Genomic DNA, 21,494 nt, shown 5'->3' with positions numbered 1-21,494 from the left:
CGCTGCATAGAGTCATTGATGTGACAACTAACTGACAACTAACTGACAACTAACTGACAACTAACTGACACCTGACAACTCACTTCTTCTCAAGTTTTGCGGCTGATAACATTAATTCGATCGCTCAACTGACGCAAAGTTTGAGCCAAATTTGGGTCAGTGTTCCGCAACTGAGCAATTTTGTCACAACTGTAAAGCACAGTCGTGTGATCTTTGCCACCGAACACTTCACCAACTTTCGGCAAACTCAAACCAGTATGCTGCCGAATTAAATACATCCCTATTTGACGTGCCAGACTAATTTCTCGTCGGCGGGAAATTCCTTTCAAATCTTCAACAGAAACATCAAAAGCCTCGGCCACAACTGCAATTACTGCATCGGGAGTCGCCTCTACGCTTTCAGTTTGCGGGTTCAAAACCGGGGTGATATTCTCCACGGTCATCGGCAAACCGGTAATTGAAAGATATGCCACCGCCCGAATCAAAGCTCCTTCTAATTCCCGAACGTTGGAAGTGTAACTAGAAGCAATGTATTCAATGACATCTCGCGGCAGCCGCATATTTTCATACTCAGCTTTTTTCTGCAAAATTGCCATCCGAGTTTCCAAGTCTGGCAATTGAATGTCGGCAATTAATCCCATGGAAAATCGGGAACACAAACGCTCTTGCAGGCGGGGGATTTGCTGCGGCGGGCGATCGGAAGCTAAAACTACTTGGTTTCCGGATTCGTGCAAAGTATTAAAAGTGTGAAAAAATTCTTCTTGAGTGTATTCTTTGCCTTCAAGAAATTGGATATCATCTATTAATAAAACATCGGCTGCGCGATAATGATCGCGGAAAGTTTGCATACTGTCTTTGCGAATTGCGGCGATTAAATCGTTAGTAAATTTCTCAGTAGAAACGTAAAAAATCTTGGCGTTGGGGTCAATTTCCAAGCGATAATGACCGATCGCCTGCATCAAATGAGTTTTGCCCAAACCGACGCCACCGCACAAAAATAGGGGATTGAATTCTCGGCCCGGAGACTCGGCTACCGCGAGGGAAGCCGCGTGAGCCATGCGGTTGTTAGAACCGACGACAAAGCGGGAAAATAGGTATTTGGGGTTTAAATTGGCTGGTTTGGGGGGGTGAAGCGAGTGGCTTTCCGGGACATCGGCGATGGGGGAGGGCCAAATCATGGCGGAGTCGTTGCTGCCGCCTGTTTCGTTTCCCCCGGCAATTGTCAAGTAAATGTCTACGGGATAGCCGAGAATTTCTTCGACTGCATCGGCAAGGATTTCTCTGTAATATTTTTGCAACCAATTGCGAGCAAAGGGGTTGGGGGCGCTGACGATCAAACAGTTATTTTCGAGTTGTTCGGCCCTGGCAGTTTTGATCCACGTCTCAAAGCTAGGTCTGCTAAGTTGTACCTGGAGACGTTCAAGTATCTGATTCCACAGACTTTCGAGGGGAATGTCCACTGCTCACCTCTGCCGATCGGCATTCAAGATATTAATTCTACAGTCTAGAGAGTTTAGTCCTCAGATGCTAAAGTTTAAGGGAGTCTGCCGTAGCTTGCGGGGCGGGACGCCATCGCCAAAATTTTTGCGGCTCTGCAGCCCAAACCAGGTATCGCGAAGCTGCTCAGCACATATTTAGATTTGGCAGGAAAGCCTTAAAACATGGCAATGAAGAGTTCTACTGGCAAATTTTGGAAGCAACCGGCAATTTACATATTGCTGCTGGTAACGGGAGCCGGGGCCGCCATGTTGGGCGATCGTCTGACGGTTTCTCAATTTCGTGCAAATTCGGGCGACTCGGGACAAAAAGCGCTGGAACCGAAATTGCAACTGCCTCCTAATACTAAGCAGCAAGCTAGCAAAGTCTTGCCGCCTGTTTCCTTGTCGGGCGATGCGGCTAATGTGAATTTTATTGTGGCTGCGGTGGCAAAAGTTGGCCCGGCTGTGGTTCGGATCGATGCTTCGCGCCGGGTGAAACCGGGAAATAGAGGGCTGTCGCCGGAAGATTTTTTTGGCGCCGATCCGAATTCGGGCGGCCGGGGCGGGATCGAACGGGGTACTGGTTCAGGTTTTGTGATCGGGGCCGACGGCGTGATTCTCACTAACGCTCACGTTGTAGAGGGAGCCGATACGGTAAGTGTAACTCTCAGGGACGGCCGCAGCTATCAGGGGCGGGTGTTGGGGGCGGATAAGGTGACGGATGTGGCTGTGGTGAAGATTGAGGCGAATAATTTGCCTGTGGTGGCGATCGGCAATTCGGATAAGCTATTGTCTGGGGAATGGGCGATCGCGATCGGTAATCCTTTGGGTTTGGACAATTCCGTAACTGCGGGGATTATTAGCGCTACGGGGCGATCGAGCTCTGAAGTGGGCGTACCTGACAAGCGGATCGGTTTTATTCAAACAGACGCTGCAATTAATCCGGGGAATTCCGGCGGCCCGCTGCTGAATGCTTCGGGCCAAGTTATTGGCATGAATACGGCGATTATTCAAGGTGCTCAAGGTTTGGGGTTTGCGATTCCCATTCAGGCGGCCCAACAGGTGGCGAAGGAACTGATTTCGACGGGCAAAGTCGAACACGCTTATTTAGGCATTGAAATGGCGACGCTGACTCCCGATGTTAAGCAGCAAATTAACAGCAATGCTAACAGCAGCCTGCGAGTTGCAGTCGATCGGGGTGTGGCTATTGTTAGTGTAGTTCCTAATTCTCCTGCTGCTGCTGCAGGTTTGCGGGCTGGAGATGTGATTCAAAAAATTAATAATCAGCCGATTATTCAGTCGGAAGCTGTTCAGGAGTTCGTGCAAAATGCTAAGGTTGGCGGTCTGTTGCAAATGGAAATCAACCGCAACGGGCAAATAGTTAGTTTGAGTGTTAAACCGGGGAGTTTACCAGTTCAAAAAGTTCGATAAGTTAAGAAGGAAGAAGGAACAAGCAAGAAGGAATAAGGAAAATTCATTCCCCATTACCCATTGATGTCAACTTAACATCAAACGCAGTCAAAGAATGCGGTTAGACAATTAGGCTCTGATCCCCCCTAACCCTTAAGAAAGGGGAGGACAAGATTCTTCTCAAAGTCCCCCTTCTTAAGGGGGATTTAGGGGGATCAGACCTCAGAGGAAAACGAGATTTTTCAATGCTTTCAGGCTTAACTTAACACCAATTACCAATTAGCAATTACCAATGACTAATTAATATGGCAGAAATCTTGCAAATTTCTCAATTAGGAAATCCTGTACTGCGCCGCCCGTCCCAAGTGGTCGAGAACATTAAGGACGATCGCATTCAACAGTTGATTGACAGCTTAATCTGTACAGTACAGCAGGCAAATGGAGTGGGGATTGCCGCCCCTCAAGCGGCTCAGTCCGATCGCCTGTTCATCGTCGCATCCCGCCCCAACCTGCGGTATCCCCAAGCACCCCACATGGAACCCACAGAGATGATTAATCCCCGGATTGTGGCTGCATCAACAGAGACAGTCAAAGACTGGGAAGGCTGTTTGAGCATTCCGGGGATTCGGGGATTGGTGCCGAGAAGTAGGGCTATTGAGATAGAATACACCAGTAGAGACGGCAAACTCCACCGACAAGAATTGACAGACTTTGTGGCCAGAATTTTTCAACACGAACACGACCATTTAGATGGAATCGTGTTTTTAGACAGAGTGGAAAATACCCACGAACTAATCACAGAGGACGAGTACCAAAAGCAAATTGTCAACTTACTATAACACTTGATATAATTGCTAGTAGTAACACCAGTGATGTTGTGAATAGGAGGGCGAATGTCTATCAATTTGGAAAAAGGCGGGAGAATCAATCTCTCTAAAGAAGCACCGGGGCTAAAAAATGCCGGGATTGGTTTGGGATGGGATACCAATGCTACAGACACAGGCGCAGCATTTGATTTAGATGCTTCCGTGTTTATGTTGGGGGCTAATGCAAAAATTCCCAGCGAAAAATACTTTGTTTTTTACAACAGCAAAGAGTCGCCGGACGGTTCTGTAATACATCTGGGAGATAGCCGAACCGGAGAAGGAGTTGGCGATGATGAAACCGTTACAGTCGATTTAACCAAAGTCGATCCGGCGGTGCAAGAAATTGTGTTTGTGGTAACAATTGACCAAGCAGAATCGAGAAGGCAAAACTTCGGTCAAGTGCGGAATGCTTTTATCAGGATTTACGATACCACTACTAACACAGAAGTCATGAAGTACGACTTGGATGAGGATTTTTCTCGGGAAACTGCGATCGAATTTGGCCGACTTTATAAGAAAGACGGCGAGTGGAGGTTCCAAGCCGTAGGACAAGGGTACAATTCAGGCTTGCAGAGCTTTGTAGATAAGTATGCCTGATCCGAGGGCGATCGCACCTAGCTAAATAAATCGAGGGGAAATTCGGCAGCAGGAATATTTCCCTCGATTTTAAGCAATCAGACTCATGAGGTGAGAAACCAGATGGGAATTCAATTAAAGAAGGGGGAAAGATTAAATCTTTCTAAAACATCTCCAAGTTTAACAAAAGTTGCGATCGCGCTGGGTTGGGAAATAGCAACTAAACTAAATTTATCAGACTCAAACCAGCAAAGCTGCGATATTGATGCCTCGGTTTTTGCATTAGGTTCCGACTGCAAAATTCCCGATGAAAGATACTTTGTATTTTACAATAACTCGCAGTCGCCGGACGGAGCGATCGTCCATTCGGGAGATAATCAAACTGGTCAAACTCAAGGGGATGACGAGACAATTTATGTAGACTTGGAAAAAGTAACGGCTGCTGTTGAGGAAATGGTTTTTGTGGTCACGATTCACGACGCACAAGCTAAATATCAAAATTTCAGCCAAATCAGAAATGCTTTTATCCGATTGTACGATCGCCAAACCGATAGCGAACTAGCGCGGTATGATTTAACAGAAGCTTTTTCTGAAGAAACAGCAGTCGAGTTTGGACGGTTGTATAAAAAAGATGCAGCTTGGAGATTTCAGGCCGTAGGACAAGGATATAAAGCAGGGTTGCAGAGTTTTGTTGACAAATATCATTCTGAGATTCAACAGCCAGAAAAACCAGCAAAACGTACAGTAGAACTGCCTAAATTACCAGTTATTGAAGATAGCAACAAAAGTCAGAAAGCTATAGCATTAGACAAAAAGCTTGAGGAGAAAGCGCCGCACATTTTTAATCTCGCGAAGAAAGCCGATATCTCGCTCAAGAAAGCAAATCTAACAAATCACAATGCTCAAGTAGCGCTTTGCCTCGATATTTCTGCCTCTATGTCTTCCCTATACAGTTCAGGAAAAATTCAGCGTTTGGCAGAGAAGATTTTGGCTTTGGGATGTCGGTTGGATGACAACGGAGCGATCGACATATTTCTGTTTGGAGTCAACTCCCACAATCCCGGTGAAATGTCGATCGACAATTTCTCAAACTTCATCCACCACATACTGCAACAGTATCCTTTAGAAGGAGGTACTTACTACGGTAAAGTGATGAAGGAAATTAGAAAGTTCTATTTTCCTGACGCTCGCGGTAGCAGGCGCTACGCAGCTATGAAAGCCGATCGACCTGTCTACGTGATGTTTGTCACGGATGGACAAACTGCTGACGAATCGGAAAGCAAGCAGCAGCTACAATGGTCCTCCTATGAGCCGATATTTTGGCAGTTTATGGCGATCGGCAAGTCGCAGAAAGATGTCAAAAGTAAGGGAGCTCGCGGGTGGTTAGCAAGAGCCGTAGCGAGCAATTTTAGCTTTTTAGAACAGCTTGACGAAATGGGCGATCGCTACCTAGACAACGCCGATTTCTTCAGTTTAGAAGACCCGGAACATATTGCCGATGAGGAGTTATATGATTTGTTAACCGCCGAATATCCGCATTGGGTAAAATCAGCACGAATCAAAAATCTCTTACCCTAGAAACAGCTTTTGCCAGCCAACAAAATGTTAGCTTAGGGCAATCATTCAACTTCACAATAAACCTTACACAATCACAAAAATATGGCTATCAACTTGACAAAAGGACAATCCATCGTTCTCAGCAAAAGCGAATACGACTTGTCCAGATTGACAATGGCTTTGGGCTGGGATGTTGCACAAGCTAAAAAAAGTATTTTCGGCCGCAGCAGCGGTGCCAATTTTGACTTAGATTCCTACGCTCTTTTATTGGGGGAAAATGGAAAATTAAAGAACTACGAAGAGGATGTAATTTATTACTCTCATTTGGAGTCAAAGGACAAAACAGTTGTTCACTCAGGCGACAATCTCACGGGGGCTGGAGACGGAGACGACGAACAAATATTGGTGAAATTGAACTCTTTGCCAGCACAATATCACAAAATTATTTTGGGCGTAAATATTTACGATGGGAAAAAGAGAAAACAGCATTTTGGCTTGGTAGAAAATGCTTTCGTAAGAGCTGTAGATGCCGCCGGGAAAGAAATAGCTCGCTATCGCTTGTCAAATGACCCATCTTATGAAGGAAAATTAAATATGTTGATGGGAGAAGTTTATCGAGAAGGCGGCGAGTGGAAGTTTAAGGCTTTGGGAAATCCTTTGGCTGAGGATATGAACGGTGTTGTCGGTTCATTTATGCGGTGATATGAAAGATGTTTTTTAACCGCAGATAAACGCCGATGAAATTACATCGGCGTTTATCTGCGTTGCTGATATCTGCGGTAACAAAATCCACTGGAATCAATCTTTAATCGGTCGCATTGTCGGGAACATCACCGCATCTCGGATGCTTTGAGTATTAGTTAAAAGCATCACCAATCTGTCTACACCGATACCCATTCCCGCACAATTAGGCATTCCCAAAGATAGCGCTTGAATAAAGTCTTCATCCATTGGATGCGCTTCGTCATCGCCGGCATTTTTCTGCGCCAACTGTTCCTCAAACCGCTTTCTTTGCTCTTTCGGATCGTTCAATTCTGAGAAGCCGTTCGAGTATTCTGTACCGTTGATAAATAGCTCGAAACGTTCTACAAATCCCGGCTTGCTGCGATGTCCTTTTGCTAAGGGACTGACTTCGACAGGGTAGTCGATGATGAATGTAGGTTGAATTAGTTTGGGAACAACTAACTTGTCAAAAACTGCATACAGCACGTAGCCTAAACTCTGTTGTTCTAACTTAGACAGGTGCAATTCTAGTTTGGTTGCAGAGGCGATCGCACTTTCCAAGTCCAAACTGTCAAAATCCAGCCCAAACTCGTCTCTGACAGCTTCTACCATCGTTTTTACTTGCCAGTGTTTGCCGCTGAAACCGGGATATTTTTCGCTATAGTCGAACTTACGTTCTAAACTAATCGTTTCACCCTGATTTTCAATTTCCTTGACATCCCCAAATACTGCCGCCGCTGCGAAACACATCACGTCTTCGACAACTGTTAAAATGTCGAAAACATCAGCATAAGCTTGGTAAACTTCCAAAGAGGTAAACTCGGGATTGTGGGTGCTGTCAATGCCCTCATTTCTAAATGCTTTTCCTAGTTCAAAAACGCGCTCAAAACCGCCGCAAATAGCTCTTTTTAAGAATAATTCTGGAGCCACTCGCAAATACAAATCCACATCCAAAGCATTGTGGTGAGTGATGAAGGGCTTAGCAGCAGCACCGCCGTAAATAGCTTGCAGTGTTGGCGTTTCTATTTCGTAAAAATTGGCTTTCCAGAGATAGGAACGGATGCTTTGAACGATGCGGCTGCGAAGCATAAAACGGTTGAGCGCATCTTGGTTGCTTGCCAAATCCATTTCGCGGTGACGGCGGCAAACTTCGGGGTCGTTAATTCCGTAATAAGAATCGGGAAATTGAATAGTAGCTTTTGATAAAAGCTTTAATTCCCTCACTAAAATAGAAAGTTCTCCCCTGGGGGTGCGACAGCCGATACCTTCCACGCCGACAAAATCGCCGACATCGAGCAATTTTTTAATTTGTTCAAAGCTCAAACCGACTTCGCCGGTGACGATTGCTTTCTCGATTTTGAGTTGAATTTTGTCTGTGGCGTCTTTTAAATCGATGAAACCAATTTTGCCGCTGTCTCGCTTGGAAATAATGCGGCCTGCTAATCGCAGGGAAATTTCTTCGGGATCGCTTTCTCCGTTGGCGAGTTCTTTTCCCGGCTGACTAAATATTTCGCGAACTTGCTTGGCTGTGTGCGATCGCGCGTAGGATTCACTAGGATACGGTTCTATGCCTTGCGATCGCAGTTCGTCTACTTTTTGACTGCGGACTTCGGCTTCACTGAGAGTCATTAGTTATTGCCTGATTAAAATTACAAATATCTGACATCTTGCCCTATTCTGGCGCTCGTGCGATCGGGCCCGACCGCGTACCCACCCCACAAGAAAATTCACTTTTTGTGGAACAGGCATCTTGGCTGTTCGTGACAAAGCTGCAAGATGTCAGAAACACCAAACTCTATCATAACTGGTCAACATACACCAATTTGTCAGATAATCTAGACACACTGGCGATCAACAGATGCGGAAGGTCAGTAAGGTTTTAATCCTGACGGAAGTCTTCTATCCTCTCCATCCCTCCTACTCCCTCTCCCCAACAGTCAACAGTCAACAGTCAGCAGACAACAATTGTTATCGACTGCACAAAGCGACCGAAACATTAAAAAATTAAGTTGTCTGTCGATCGCAACAGGTGAGATGATATGTAGTGCAGCCTCACGGCAGTTCCACAGAAACTGAACAGCAGAAATGCGAGCGATCGAACTCGACTCATCGCACCTCTGTCAGAATCGACCACACACACTCTCTCTTAACATATAAAAACCAGAATTATGGCTGTTGCAACCCAATCACTCGAAGAACTCTGCATCAACTCTATCCGCTTTTTGGCCATCGATGCGGTAGAAAAAGCAAAATCAGGACACCCGGGACTGCCGATGGGCGCTGCCCCTATGGCCTTCGTGCTGTGGGATCGGTTCATGCGGTTCAACCCCAAAAACCCCAAGTGGTTTAATCGCGATCGCTTCGTCCTCTCCGCCGGACACGGCTGTATGCTACAGTACGCCCTCATGTATTTGACCGGCTACGATAGCGTCACCCTCGACGACATCAAGCAATTTCGCCAGTGGGAGTCCAAAACCCCCGGACACCCCGAAAACTTCATGACCGAAGGCGTAGAAGTTACCACCGGCCCCCTCGGACAAGGAATTGCTAATGCCGTCGGTTTGGCAATGGCAGAAGCTCACCTCGCTGCTAAGTTTAACAAGCCCGACCACACCATTGTTGACCACTACACCTATGTCATCATGGGTGACGGCTGCCACATGGAAGGCGTTTCTGGCGAAGCTTGTTCTTTGGCCGGACACCTCGGACTCGGCAAATTAATTGCCTTGTACGATGACAATCACATTTCTATTGAAGGCGACACCAGCTTGGCCTTTACTGAAGATGTCGGCAAGCGTTTTGAAGCTTACAACTGGCACGTTATTACAGTAGACAATACCGCTCTAGACGACGATACTAACCTAGAAGCAGTTCACAAAGCTATTGAAGAAGCCAAAAAAGTCACGGACAAACCGTCCATGATAAAAGTCCGTACTATCATTGGTTACGGTTCTCCAAACAAGCGCAATTCCTACAGCGCTCACGGTGCTGCTTTGGGTAGCGATGAAGTGCAAGCAACTCGCGATTTCTTGAAGTGGGAACACGCACCGTTTGAGATTCCTGATGATGCTTTGTCACACTTCCGCAAAGCAGTAGATAAAGGCGCTTCTTCCGAGCAAGAATGGCAGAAAGCTTTTGATGCTTATAAAGCAGCATATCCTGCAGAAGCAGCAGAATATGAGCGCACAGTTGCCGGCAAACTTCCTCAAGGTTGGGATAAAGTTTTACCGACATACAAGCCGGAAGATAAGGCAGATTCCACTCGGAATCATTCTGGAAAATGTTTGAATGCTTTGGCAGGTGTCCTACCTGAATTGATCGGCGGTTCGGCTGACTTGGCATCTTCTAACATGACTTTGCTCAAGGGTGAAAAAGACTTCCAAAAAGGTCAGTACGAAGGACGTAACCTGCGCTTTGGTGTGCGGGAACACGGCATGGGTGCGATCGCCAACGGTATGGTTCTGCACGGCGGTTTAATTCCTTACTGCGCCACTTTCTTGGTATTTGCTGACTATATGCGGGGAGCAATTCGCCTCTCTGCACTCTCGGAAGCTGGAGTTATTTATGTAATGACTCACGACTCCGTAGCCTTGGGCGAAGATGGCCCGACTCACCAACCCGTGGAAACCATCGCTTCTCTGCGCGTAATTCCCGACTTGTTGGTAATGCGCCCTGCGGATGGTAACGAAACATCCGGTGCTTACAAAGTGGCAATTGAAAGCCGCACTCGCCCAACTTTAATGGCTCTGTCCCGTCAAAACTTGCCCAATTTGGCCGGAAGCTCGATCGAAGGAACGGCCAAAGGCGCTTACATTTTGTCTGACGACGGCGGCACTCCCGACATCATTTTAATCGGCACCGGCGGCGAAACATACCTCTGCGTGGATGCCGCTGAAAAATTGCGCGCCGCAGGTAATAAAGTGCGCGTAGTTTCGATGCCTTGCTGGGAATTGTTCGACTTACAAGATGCCGCTTACCGTGAATCTGTACTGCCGAAAGCTGTTACTAAGCGGTTGGCCGTTGAAGCAGCTTGTAGCTTCGGCTGGGGACGTTATTTGGGTTCCGAAGGCGACAGCATCAGCATCGACAGATTCGGCGCTTCTGCACCGGGCCCCGTTGCTTTAGAAAAGTTTGGCTACACCGTTGATAATGTGGTAGCTAAGGCTCAGGCGCTGTTGGGTTAATAGCAGCAGCATAATTTTTGGTGGGGCGGGCTTCTGGCTCGCCCCATTTTTTATAGAAGAAGGAAGTTCGGCAACGGATTCTGTAACGGATGTAACAGATATAACGGATGGATGGAAAAAGGCTTTAGTTATTTAGAAGATAAGGAAGAAGGAAGGAAAAGCTAAAATCCTAAAATCTTAAATCGGCATATAGCCATCCTTGCAGGAGTCGTAAATTTTTTACCCCACCCCAACCCTCCCCGAAGCCGCGGGGAGGGAGTAAGAAATTCACAAATCCTTTAGGATTGGTATATAGGGTTTCACTTCGTTGTACCTCACATCTTGCACCATTGTCAGCAACAGGCTTTCCGGCCCGTTCCACAAGAAAATTCTTATCTTGTGGAACAGGCCGGAAAGCCTGTTCATAAAAGGATTATTGAGAATGGTGCAAGATGTGAGTTCTACCCAACCTAGAGCTCGCTACAGCTCGAATCATTGAGAATTGCTATATTAAGACTTACGGAAGAAAAACCAGTTTCTACAAAAATATTGGGTTTGGCAATGAGGCATTTATGAAGAAACCGGGTTTTTAGCCTTCCGTGCCTCCAGAACTTTATATTTCAGAGAGTTAAGATAAGTTATAAGTTATTGCGTTAAATTACTCCTTCCCCATTTCCCATTCCGTTTATGATTTGGAACTTTTTAAATCACCTGTTATTCACGGGAAATTATATTCCTCACGGCTACTGTTACCTTTGGCAGCGAGAGCTAGTAGCACTCCACATAGTGTCAGACTCTATCCTTGCCCTGGCTTACTATTCAATACCCCTCTCGTTAATTTATTATTTTCTCTTTCAGCGAAAAGAGTTGCCCTTTCGCAATATCTTTTGGCTGTTTGCAGCCTTTATTATCTCCTGTGGCACTACTCATATAATGGAAGTTTGGACGCTTTGGCATCCTGTTTATTGGGTTTCTGGCAGTCTGAAAATTATTACCGCTGCGATTTCTGCTTACACCGCTTTTGCATTAATTCCTTTGGTTCCCCAAGCATTAACTCTGCTGAGTCCAACTCAATTAGGGATGATCGATCTAATACTGCAAAAAGAAATAATTGAACGCCGAGAAACGGAAGCTCGCTATCAAACTTTAACTGAAGCTTCGCCGGTAGGAATATTTTATGCAGATGCTGGAGGAGACTGCTTGTATGTCAACGAGCGCTGGTGTCAAATTTCGGGAATAACCTGTGATGAAGCTTTGGGCAAAGGGTGGTTGCAAGGCATTCATCCAGACGACCGCGCTCGGGTTTTTGCTGAATGGTATAGCGCGGCACAGGAGAAATTGCCGTTTAAATCTGAGTACCGCTTTCAAGGCATTAATCACACTCAAATCAGTTGGGTATTCGGTCAATCTGTAGGTCAAATCGGAGAAAATGGGGAGGTTAAAAGTTATGTGTGTAGTATTACTGATATTACAGAACGCAAGCAGGTAGAAGATGAAAATCGACGGCTAAATGAAACTCTGGAGCATCGAGTTGGTGAGCGCACTGCTCAAATCGAAATTTCTAACCATAAATTGCAAAAAGAAATAGCTTATCGCGAAAAAATTGCGCTCACCTTGTTGGAATTGACGCAACTGCAAAATGCAATTCTTAATAGCGCTAACTACACAATTATTTCTACAGATCCCGACGGTACCATTAAAACATTTAATCGGGCTGCAGAGCAACTTTTAGGTTATTCGCTAGAAGAAGTGGTGGGGCAAGTCACGCTAGCAAGAATTCATGATCCTCTGGAGGTCGCTCAAAGAGCTGAAGTTCTTTCTCAAGAATTGGGAGTGAAAATAGAGCCGGGAGTTCAAGTATTTTTTTCCTTGCCGTGCCGGGAAATCGCTGACGAAAATGAATGGACTTACATTCGCAAAGATGGTTCGCGGTTTCCGGTACTGCTGTCGGTGACTGCCTTATTTGATAGTAACGGAAATATTAACGGTTTTTTGGCTATCGGTCAGGATATTAGCGATCGCAAACAAGCTGAAAAAGAGCTGCGTGACGTAACCAGTGCCATGCAAAATGCGGTCGAAGGCATTTCACGGCTGGATATTGAGGGGCGCTACGTGAAGGTTAACCGAGCTTACGCTCATAAATGCGGTTACGAACCGGAACAAATGCTTGGCATGGAATGGCAGCTCACCGTACATCCGGGCGATGTTGAGATGATGCTCTCAGCTTATCAGGAAATGCTAATTTCTGGCAAAGTAGAAGTCGAAGCTAGAGGTGTCCGGAAAAATGGCTCGTTTTTTTACAAGCAATTAACGATGGTAAAAGCTTGCGACGCACAAGGGATATTTAACGGTCACCACTGTTTTATGAAAGATATCACCGAGCGGAAACTAACTGAAAGAGCGTTGCAGGAAAGTGAATTCAAGTACAGGCAAATAGTTGAATTAGCAGAAGAAGGTATTTGGGTAATTGATAGCAATGCCCTCACGACTTACGTGAACCACGCAATGGCACGAATGCTCGGCTATAGTGAATTAGAAATGTTCGGGCGGCCGCTTTGGGATTTCATGGAGGAACACGAAAAACCACAAGCTCTCGATAATGTCGAGCGGCGCAAGCAAGGTATTGGTGAACAACACGAATTTAAATTCAAAACCAAGGACGGCAAAGATATTTGGACTGATATGTCTACCAGTCCAGTCATGGACTCCCAGGGTAATCTGCTGTCTTGTTGCGCCTTGGTTTACAACATTACAAGCCGCAAAGAAGCAGAGCAGCAACTGCTGCAACTGACAGAAGAATTGAAGCGTTCCAACGAGGAATTAGAACAATTTGCTTATGTGGCTTCCCACGATTTACAAGAACCGCTCCGAGCCGTTACCAGTTACACTCAATTGCTGGCCCAGCGCTATCAAGGAAATTTGGACGATCGCGCAGATAAGTATATTAATTATATTGTCGATGGCGCCACCAGAATGCAGCAGTTAATTAACGATTTGTTAGCCTATTCGCGCCTGGGAACGAGGGGTCACGAGTTTGAGCCGGCGGACTGCAAGGCTGCTGTGCAACAAAGTTTGTGTAATTTGCAAATTGCGATCGCGGAAAAGAAAGCTGTCATCAGTTGGGATCAGATGCCAACCGTGATGGCGGATGAATTTCAACTCGTGCAATTATTCCAAAATTTGATCGCCAACAGCATCAAATTTTGCCGCCAAGATATCCCGTTAATTCATATCGCTGCCTGCAGGCAAGAGAGCGAATGGGTGTTCAGCGTCCGCGATAACGGCATTGGCATCGCTCCGGAGTATGCCGATCGCATTTTCATCATTTTTCAACGCCTGCACTCGCGCCGCCAATATTGCGGCACAGGCATAGGTTTGGCAATGTGCAAGCGAATTGTGGAACGCCACGGCGGGCGCATCTGGGTGGAATCTCAGGAGGGAAAAGGAGCGACTTTTTACTTCACTATTCCTATAATTAGTACCTGAAGCCTCAAAATTCAATTTTTTTTATAATCAATAAGGATACCCCGGTTATGAGCCATCGAAGCAGTGTTAGACCCATAGAGATTCTGCTGATTGAAGATTCTCCCAGCGATGCCGATTTGGCAATAGAAGCTCTTGGCCAGGGTAAAATATTGAATAACTTGCATTTTGTAGAAGATGGAGTCGAAGCAATAAAGTTTTTGCGAAGAAAAGAACCCTATCTCAGGGTACCTCGTCCAGACTTAATTTTGCTTGATTTGAATTTGCCCAAAAAAAGTGGAGTAGAAGTGCTAACAGAAATTAAGACAGACCAAAGTTTAAAACTAATTCCAGTAGTGATTCTCAGCACTTCAGCCGCCCAAGAGGACATTATCAAGTCCTACTCGCTGCACGCCAACTGTTACATTACCAAGCCAGTAGATTTCGTACAATTTACTAAAGTAATCAGGTTAATTGAGGAATTCTGGCTGGCAGTCGTCCAACTTCCTTTAAATTAAACGAACAGATACTTTGCTGATTAGCGATATAAAATTTTTTAAACGTCTTGACATTCTGCGGGTGGAAAATTCGCCCAGCGATGCTGATACCATTTAAGAAAAAAATCAACTGTAGCCCTGCCATCTAAACCCCCATAGTCATCACTCATTTCCCTATCTAAAATCCTTCGACGCTCGCGATCGCGCCCCGTCTAAAATCTCAACTCTCAAATGGTATGACTGAATACGGTTCACTTAAGACATATCCCCCCTAACCCCTCTTAAAAAGGGAGGGACAAGAATGCCCTCAAAATCCCCCTTCTTAAGGGGGATTTAGGGGGATATCCGGGGTATAAATAGTGTTAACTGAACCGTATTGTGGTATGACTTGGCTTGAGAAAGTCTGGCGTCAAGCAAATTTTTTAACAAGTTGCACAATACGGGAAGATGGGGTATCAGGAATGAATTTTTTGAAGCAAAAATGTTTGTATGTGGACGTACCCCCTCCCGATTTAATTCTGCTGGACTTGAATTTGCCTAAAATAAGTGGTTTAGAATTGTTGGCAGAAATTAACTCAGCACCCAAGTTAAAAATGATTCCGGTGGTAATTATGACAACCTCAGCAGCCGATGAAGAGATTCTCAACTCTTATGCCCTGTCGGCCCGGTGCTACATCACTAAGCTTATCAATTTTAGTCAAGTCGCTAAGCTGGTGAAATGGATTGAGGATTGGTGGCTGGTGCTGGTGACAGTTCCCAAATAATAATTTTCAAGTTGAAAATGGCAAGGGAAAGCAAAAAAGTTTAACCTGAGATGGGTAGAGAGAAAATTTTACAGTCAAAAACGTCTAAGCTATGTGGATTAAGATTCTGTTAGTAGAAGACAATCCTGCTGATGCTGATTTGCTTGCAGAACTGTTAGAAGTATCTGTGGGCGTCCAGTGGGAACTGGTGTCTGTTGAGTTCCTGCATGAGGCGATCGCACAACTGTGTAAACAACCCTTTGATGTAGTTTTGCTCGACCTTTCTTTGCCGGACAGCCGCGGTTTGGAAACCCTAACTCGCCTGCGAGAAGTTGCCCCGGATACGGCAATGGTGGTAATGACAGGCTTGGACGATGAGGCGATCGCCCTTGAATCAGTTCGCTTGGGAGCTCAAGACTATATTGTTAAAGGTCAAATTACTACTCAATTATTAGTGCGGACGATCCGCTACGCGATCGAACGATCTCAAACATTTCAAATGCTGCGAGAAAGCGAGCGGCGTTTTCGGGCGATTTTTGACTCTTCGTTTCAGCTAACCAAGCTGCTGACTCCCGAAGGAATCGTGCTGGAAGTGAACGAGACAGCCCTGGATTTTGCCGGATTGCGATCGGAGGATATTGTGGGTCGGCCGATTTGGGAAATGGCGATTTGGGCCCAGTCGCCACAGGTTTCCGAACAGTTGCAATGCGCGATCGGCTCATCAAGTCGCGGCGAGTTTTTCCGCAGCGAAATCGACTTGTTAGGCAAAAGTGGCCAAATTGTGACAGTTGATTTCTCACTGAAACCTGTTAAAAATGAGACTGGACAAGTTTTGCTACTGATTGCTGAAGCCCGTGACATTAGCGATCGTAAACGAGCAGAAGCGGAAATTCTCAAATCCCTCGCACGAGAAAAGGAACTTTCAGAACTGCGAGCTAAATTTGTCACAATGGTTTCCCACGAGTTCCGCACCCCATTGACAACCATCCAATTTTCCGCTGGATTGCTGCAAGATTACAGTTCTCAGTGGCCCCAAGATAAAAAATCTACTCATTTTGTGCGGATTCAATTAGCAATTAAACGCATGACAGAGTTATTAGAAGATATCCTCGTAATTGGCAAAATCGAAGCCAATACCTTGCAGTTTCAACCGGTTTCCTTAAACCTCGAAAAATTTTGCCGTCAACTGGTAGAAGAGCAGCAGCTCAACGACAGCAACCAACACCCGATCGCCTTTCAATATGAAGGCGGCAACTGCGAGGCTCAAATGGATGAAAAACTGCTGCAGCAAATCTTGGGAAATGTCCTCTCAAATGCCATCAAATATTCCCCCGCCGGCAGTAAAGTTTCCTTGCACCTCAACTGTCAAAACAAAGAAGCTGTTTTCCAAGTTCAAGACCAGGGCATCGGCATTCCCCAAGCCGATCGAGAGCGGATATTAGAAACTTTTTACCGAGCTACAAATGTCGGCACTATTTCGGGAACAGGTCTAGGTCTAGCAATTGTGAAGAGGGCGGTGGAACTTCACGGTGGGCAACTCGCGATCGACAGTCAAGAAGGAAAAGGCACAACTTTCACTATTACCTTGCCTCTAATTTGCCCTCCCAGTCAATAACAACTGAATTATCAACTATACATCTCCGCTACTTAACGATTAATTAAGCGCCTAAGAAACAAACTTATCAAGTGTCTGAACCCAGAATTTTTCAACAAACTACTAACTAAAAGGAGCAATAATCGTGGTCAAGATTTTGGTAATGGAAGACGAAGAAGCGATTAGAGAGAATATTTTAGAGTTGCTGGAAGCCGAGAATTTTGAAGGAATTGGAGCGATTAACGGCAAAGTCGGTATCAAATTGGCGATCGAACAAATCCCGGATTTAATTTTGTGCGACATGATGATGCCGGAAGTGGACGGTCACGGCGTCCTCACAGCTTTACGCTCCGAACCCTTGACTGCCACAATTCCGTTTATTTTTCTCACAGCCAAAGCCGATAAAAGTGACATTCGCACGGGCATGGAACTGGGAGCAGACGATTACATTACTAAGCCGTGTACGCCGCAAGAACTGCTAAAAGCCATTGCTATTAGACTTGAAAAACAAAAAACAATTAGCCGACAATCTCAAAAGACGCTAGACGAATTACGCACTAATATTAGTATGTCGCTGCCCCACGAATTGCGAACTCCTTTGAATGCAATTCTGGGTTTTTCGGAGCTGATTCTGTCAGAATATAATGTCTTAGAGGAATCAGATATTTTAGAGATGATCGGTCAAATTCAAACTTCCGGTCATCGCTTGTATCGACTGATTCAGAACTTTTTGCTGTATGCAGAACTGGAGATAGCAGCCACAAATCCCGAACTGCTAAAGGAGATGCGAAACAGCGAATTTAGCTGTGTAAAATCTTTGCTGAGTCAAAAAGCGCGGCAGCAAGCAAAACACGCGAATAGAACCGACGATTTACAATTAAACTTGCACGATTCGTCGGTAGCTATTGATTCTGTGAGACTCGCAAAAATTGTTGAGGAACTATTGGATAATGCCTTCAAATTTTCTTTAGAAGGAACGCCAGTTTTTTTAAGCACTTTGGTCGAAAATCAGACTTTTATTCTGTCTGTCAAAGACCAAGGCCGTGGCATGACTGCCGATCAGATTGCACAGCTAGAAGCTTACAGGCAGTTCGATCGCAAACTTTACCAACAACCAGGTTTGGGATTGGGCTTGGCTATCGTTCAACGCCTTGCAGAATTGCACGGAGGAGAATTTAAAATACAAAGTTGGCCGCAGCAAGAAACAATAGTTTGCGTTTTCCTGCCTGTCTAAACAATGATTATACCAGTTTCAAAAAAGAAGACAACTGTAGGCAAATTCTAAATCCTTATGGAATAAGTCATTCCCAATTCTCAAATCTAAACTCTAAAATTGTATTATGCAGGAGCGATCGCTCCTTTTAGACACCGCTGCATATAAATCTGAGCTACCTTATCATTAGGGTTGATTTCCAAGCAGGCCGAAAACAATCTTATAGCTTCGCCACACTTGTCACTATTGTAGAGTACCAAAGCTTGCTCAAAGATTGTCTTTGTCTCTAACTTTTTCTGTCGTAACTCTGGCGGGTCGGCCGCAAATACTTCATAAAGTGTTACCATTCGCGATTTGCCTTTAACTGTTACGCGATCGATCAACCTCAAATCATAAATATCGTTCAACTGTATAAAAGTATTGTGAGTAATTAACATCGAAACTTCATACTCTTTCGTCAACGTTTCCACGCGGGAGGCTAAGTTTACCGCGTCGCTAATCACCGTGCTGTCCATCCGACTTTGACCACCCACCGTGCCTAACATCAAAGAACCCGTATTGATTCCAATGCCAATTTGTAGCGGCGGGCCATCGGGTCGATTGTGACTACTATTATACTCATTAAGCTCTTCTAGCATTGCAATCCCAGCTTTCACAGCATCGTCCGCACTGCCATCAAACAGCGCCATAATCGCATCACCAATGTATTTATCAATAAAACCTAAATTGTCAGTAATTGCTGGTTCCATGCGCGACAAATAACCATTAAGAAATTGAAAATTTTCTGCGGGATTCATCCTTTCAGAAAGAGATGTGAAATCGCGGATATCTGAAAACAGCACCGACATTTTTTTTTGTACCTGATCGCCTAATTTGACTTCCAGAATACTTTCATATCCGAGAAAGTGGAGAAACTCGTGCGGCACAAACCGTCCGTAAGCATCTGTTAATTTTTCTTCCGCTGCTAAAGCTTTTTGTAACTCGTCTGTGAACTTGCGGCGATCTGTTTCTACCTCTTGACGTTCCGTGATGTCTTGAAAAGCTGCGATCGCGTAAACTATGTTTTTCCGTTCGTCGTAGATTGGAGTCGCCCAAAGCTCGATCGGCACAATCCGATCCGACCCATGAACTTCTAGATCGTCCATACGGACAAATTCTCCCCGCAACGCCCGAACAATGGGTTGGTTATCCCTGGGATACAATTGATTAGTTCCAGCATCGTAAAAATTATAAGCTTCAGGAAATTGGTCAGTACCCCCATCAAAAATTAAACCTTGGGCTAGTATCCTTTCGCCCCAAGAATTCATGTAAAAAGGTTTACCTTTACCATCGACAACAAATATTCCCACTGGCATCGCTTCCAGGAATTGAGTCAATCGACTTTCGTTTTCTGACAGTGCCTCATTTAACTTTTCTTCGGCTGCCAAAGCTTTTTCTAAATCATTAGTAAACCTGATTCGTTCTACTTCCACCTGTCTTTGTAAACTAATATCCTTAGCAAAACCCTGATAGTAAAGCACTTCACCGTTAGCATCATAAACTGTGCGCGCATACTCAGAAATCCAGATAATGCTGCCATCTCGACAGTAAACCTGAGACTCAAACTCACACAGAGTACCGTGCTGTTTCATCAGCGCCAGAAACTCTTGACGGCGGTTCGCTTCCACGTACAATTGCTGCTGAATATCATTAATACTTTCTATCAATTCTGACGCGGAATCGTAGCCGTAAATTTCCGCCAGAGCAGGATTCGCACTAATAAAATGTCCGTCCGGCGTCGTCTGAAAAATACCTTCTAGAGCATTTTCAAATATCCCGCGATACTTCTCTTCAGCTTGAATTAGCGCCGCTTCAGCTTCCTTGCGTTCACTTATGTCACTAAAAGCAATAATCGCATAGGAAATATCGCCTGTAGAATCATAAATTGGAGTTGCCCAACTCTCTACAGGAATAATCTTACTAGCTGTACGAATTTCTACACCCTCAGTTCGCACATTTTCGCCCCGAAGCGCCCGCATAATTGGCAATTCTTCCACGGGGCATCTCTGATTAGTCCCGGTTTTATAGAATTGATAAATTGCTGCTTTTTGCTCTGAATTAATATGCGGCACAGTGCCTTTGCCAAATACATTTCGCGCCTTCTGGTTAGCGTAGAAAGATTGCCCGTTTGCATCAAGTACACACACGCCCAATGGCATAGCTTCTAGATATTGCGTCAAGCGACTTTCGTTTTCATGGAGTTTGGCAATCAGCATTGCCTGCTTGCGGTTTAATTTTACCAACTCCTGATTCATTTCCTGAAGTTCTCTTTGTTTTTCAGCTAATTGTTTATCTTGAAAATATCTATATATTGCCTCAGTGACAGTTAATTTTAAGTCATCACATTGCCAAGGTTTAGGTATGTATCGGTACAATTTAGCATAGTTAATAGCATTGGCTACCGCCTCCAAATCTGCCTGCCCCGTCAGCATGATCTTGAGACTGTTTGGCGAGATAGCATGAACGCTCCTTAATAGTTCGTCTCCTTTCATATTAGGCATGATATGATCCGAAATAACTAAAGGAACTTCATACTGTTCTGCTAAAAGTTCGGACAGCAACTCTAAAGCTTCTTCGCCACTTTGGGCCGTTTCAATTAAATATTTATCTTCAAAGGCTTTTAGCAGGTCTATTTCCAGACTATCGAGTATAGTCTGCTCATCATCGACACAAATAATGACTGGTTTTTTCATAAATTTGCTAGACCCGACTTAATCGCTTCAATTAATTCTTGATTTCGCCAAGGTTTTTCTATAAAAGCATGAAGATTTGCTTGAGTTTTTGTGCGTTCGATTGCTTCTTTGTCTGCCTGACCAGTAAGCATCACTGTCACAATTTGCGGATATTTTTGATGAATTTTAATTAGCAATTCATCTCCTTTCATTCCGGGCATCAACCAATCAGAGACAATTACTAAAATGTTAACCTCAGCTTCACATAGCTCTTCAATAATTTCCAGGGCTTCGGCAGCGCTTTCAGCAAACTCGCAAAGATATTTACCGTTAAATGCCTGTTGCAGTTCTATTTCCAGACTTTCCAGCACTCCTACTTCATCGTCAACACACAAAATTGCTGGTTTAGACATCGCTAGTTTCCTTCTTTAGTTTGGGAGGGTGAACCCCGATGGGTAAGCACACCGTTTTTCAAATTCTACATTCTGCGCCGGTAGACTG

Annotated in this window: 16 protein-coding genes; 11 read left to right on the top strand and 5 right to left on the bottom strand. The window is 45.0% G+C overall.

The features are described from left to right. Window positions 1-89: 89 nt before the first annotated feature. Window positions 90-1,460 (bottom strand): chromosomal replication initiator protein DnaA, encoded by a 1,371-nt coding sequence (gene dnaA, locus QUA40_RS05420; RefSeq protein ID WP_333122504.1) that lies wholly within the window; start codon window positions 1,458-1,460, stop codon window positions 90-92. 207 nt (window positions 1,461-1,667) lie between these two features. Between dnaA and QUA40_RS05415 the strand changes: the two genes are divergently transcribed. The 5 genes from QUA40_RS05415 to QUA40_RS05395 all read left to right on the top strand — a co-directional run bounded on the left by QUA40_RS05415 (window position 1,668) and on the right by QUA40_RS05395 (window position 6,589). Further along, entirely contained in the window at window positions 1,668-2,909 is a 1,242-nt protein-coding gene (locus tag QUA40_RS05415) for an HhoA/HhoB/HtrA family serine endopeptidase (protein WP_333122501.1), read from the top strand. Window positions 2,910-3,193: 284 nt separating this feature from the next. Continuing rightward, window positions 3,194-3,727, top strand: a complete 534-nt coding sequence (gene def / locus QUA40_RS05410; RefSeq protein WP_333122498.1) for a peptide deformylase — start codon at window positions 3,194-3,196, stop codon at window positions 3,725-3,727. A 54-nt stretch (window positions 3,728-3,781) separates the two neighbouring features. After that, window positions 3,782-4,351: a TerD family protein gene (locus QUA40_RS05405; RefSeq protein WP_333122495.1), complete on the top strand. Its 570-nt coding sequence runs from the start codon at window positions 3,782-3,784 to the stop codon at window positions 4,349-4,351. A 102-nt stretch (window positions 4,352-4,453) separates the two neighbouring features. Beyond that, a complete protein-coding gene (locus QUA40_RS05400; RefSeq protein ID WP_333122493.1) occupies window positions 4,454-5,908 on the top strand; it encodes a TerD family protein in 1,455 nt (484 codons plus the stop codon). Between the two features lie 81 nt (window positions 5,909-5,989). Then, window positions 5,990-6,589 carry a TerD family protein gene (locus QUA40_RS05395; RefSeq protein ID WP_333122490.1) on the top strand — a complete coding sequence of 200 codons (600 nt, stop codon included), beginning with the start codon at window positions 5,990-5,992 and terminating at the stop codon, window positions 6,587-6,589. 96 nt (window positions 6,590-6,685) lie between these two features. Here QUA40_RS05395 and lysS read toward each other — a convergent pair whose 3' ends face one another. Both lysS and QUA40_RS05385 read right to left on the bottom strand, forming a co-directional pair. Further along, window positions 6,686-8,239 (bottom strand): lysine--tRNA ligase, encoded by a 1,554-nt coding sequence (gene lysS / locus QUA40_RS05390; protein ID WP_333122488.1) that lies wholly within the window; start codon window positions 8,237-8,239, stop codon window positions 6,686-6,688. A 367-nt stretch (window positions 8,240-8,606) separates the two neighbouring features. Continuing rightward, entirely contained in the window at window positions 8,607-8,744 is a 138-nt protein-coding gene (locus QUA40_RS05385; RefSeq protein WP_333110366.1) for a hypothetical protein, read from the bottom strand. Window positions 8,745-8,778: 34 nt separating this feature from the next. Here QUA40_RS05385 and tkt point away from each other — a divergent pair, with 34 nt between their 5' ends. The 6 genes from tkt to QUA40_RS05355 all read left to right on the top strand — a co-directional run bounded on the left by tkt (window position 8,779) and on the right by QUA40_RS05355 (window position 18,303). Next, on the top strand, window positions 8,779-10,794 hold the full coding sequence (gene tkt, locus QUA40_RS05380; protein ID WP_333122487.1) for a transketolase: 2,016 nt from the start codon (window positions 8,779-8,781) through the stop codon (window positions 10,792-10,794). A 666-nt stretch (window positions 10,795-11,460) separates the two neighbouring features. Continuing rightward, window positions 11,461-14,259, top strand: a complete 2,799-nt coding sequence (locus QUA40_RS05375; RefSeq protein WP_333122485.1) for a PAS domain S-box protein — start codon at window positions 11,461-11,463, stop codon at window positions 14,257-14,259. Between the two features lie 47 nt (window positions 14,260-14,306). Then, window positions 14,307-14,753 (top strand): response regulator, encoded by a 447-nt coding sequence (locus tag QUA40_RS05370; protein ID WP_333122483.1) that lies wholly within the window; start codon window positions 14,307-14,309, stop codon window positions 14,751-14,753. Between the two features lie 440 nt (window positions 14,754-15,193). Then, a complete protein-coding gene (locus QUA40_RS05365; protein ID WP_333122481.1) occupies window positions 15,194-15,496 on the top strand; it encodes a response regulator in 303 nt (100 codons plus the stop codon). A 91-nt stretch (window positions 15,497-15,587) separates the two neighbouring features. Then, complete coding sequence (locus tag QUA40_RS05360; RefSeq protein WP_333122478.1) at window positions 15,588-17,090, top strand: ATP-binding protein; 1,503 nt, start codon at window positions 15,588-15,590, stop codon at window positions 17,088-17,090. A 124-nt stretch (window positions 17,091-17,214) separates the two neighbouring features. Next, the gene (locus tag QUA40_RS05355; RefSeq protein ID WP_333122475.1) at window positions 17,215-18,303 is read left to right on the top strand and encodes a response regulator; all 1,089 of its coding nucleotides are present in this window, start codon (window positions 17,215-17,217) and stop codon (window positions 18,301-18,303) included. A 104-nt stretch (window positions 18,304-18,407) separates the two neighbouring features. Here the strand turns inward: QUA40_RS05355 and QUA40_RS05350 are convergent, their stop codons facing one another. Beyond that, a complete protein-coding gene (locus QUA40_RS05350) occupies window positions 18,408-21,014 on the bottom strand; it encodes a PAS domain S-box protein (protein ID WP_333122472.1) in 2,607 nt (868 codons plus the stop codon). Continuing rightward, on the bottom strand, window positions 21,011-21,406 hold the full coding sequence (locus QUA40_RS05345; protein ID WP_333122470.1) for a response regulator: 396 nt from the start codon (window positions 21,404-21,406) through the stop codon (window positions 21,011-21,013). The genes QUA40_RS05350 and QUA40_RS05345 overlap by 4 nt, the downstream gene beginning before the upstream one ends. Window positions 21,407-21,494: the final 88 nt, after the last annotated feature.

This window comes from Microcoleus sp. Pol11C3, from assembly GCF_036701485.1.
Lineage (GTDB): Bacteria > Cyanobacteriota > Cyanobacteriia > Cyanobacteriales > Microcoleaceae > Microcoleus.
This window is presented reverse-complemented; position numbering and strand designations above follow the sequence as displayed.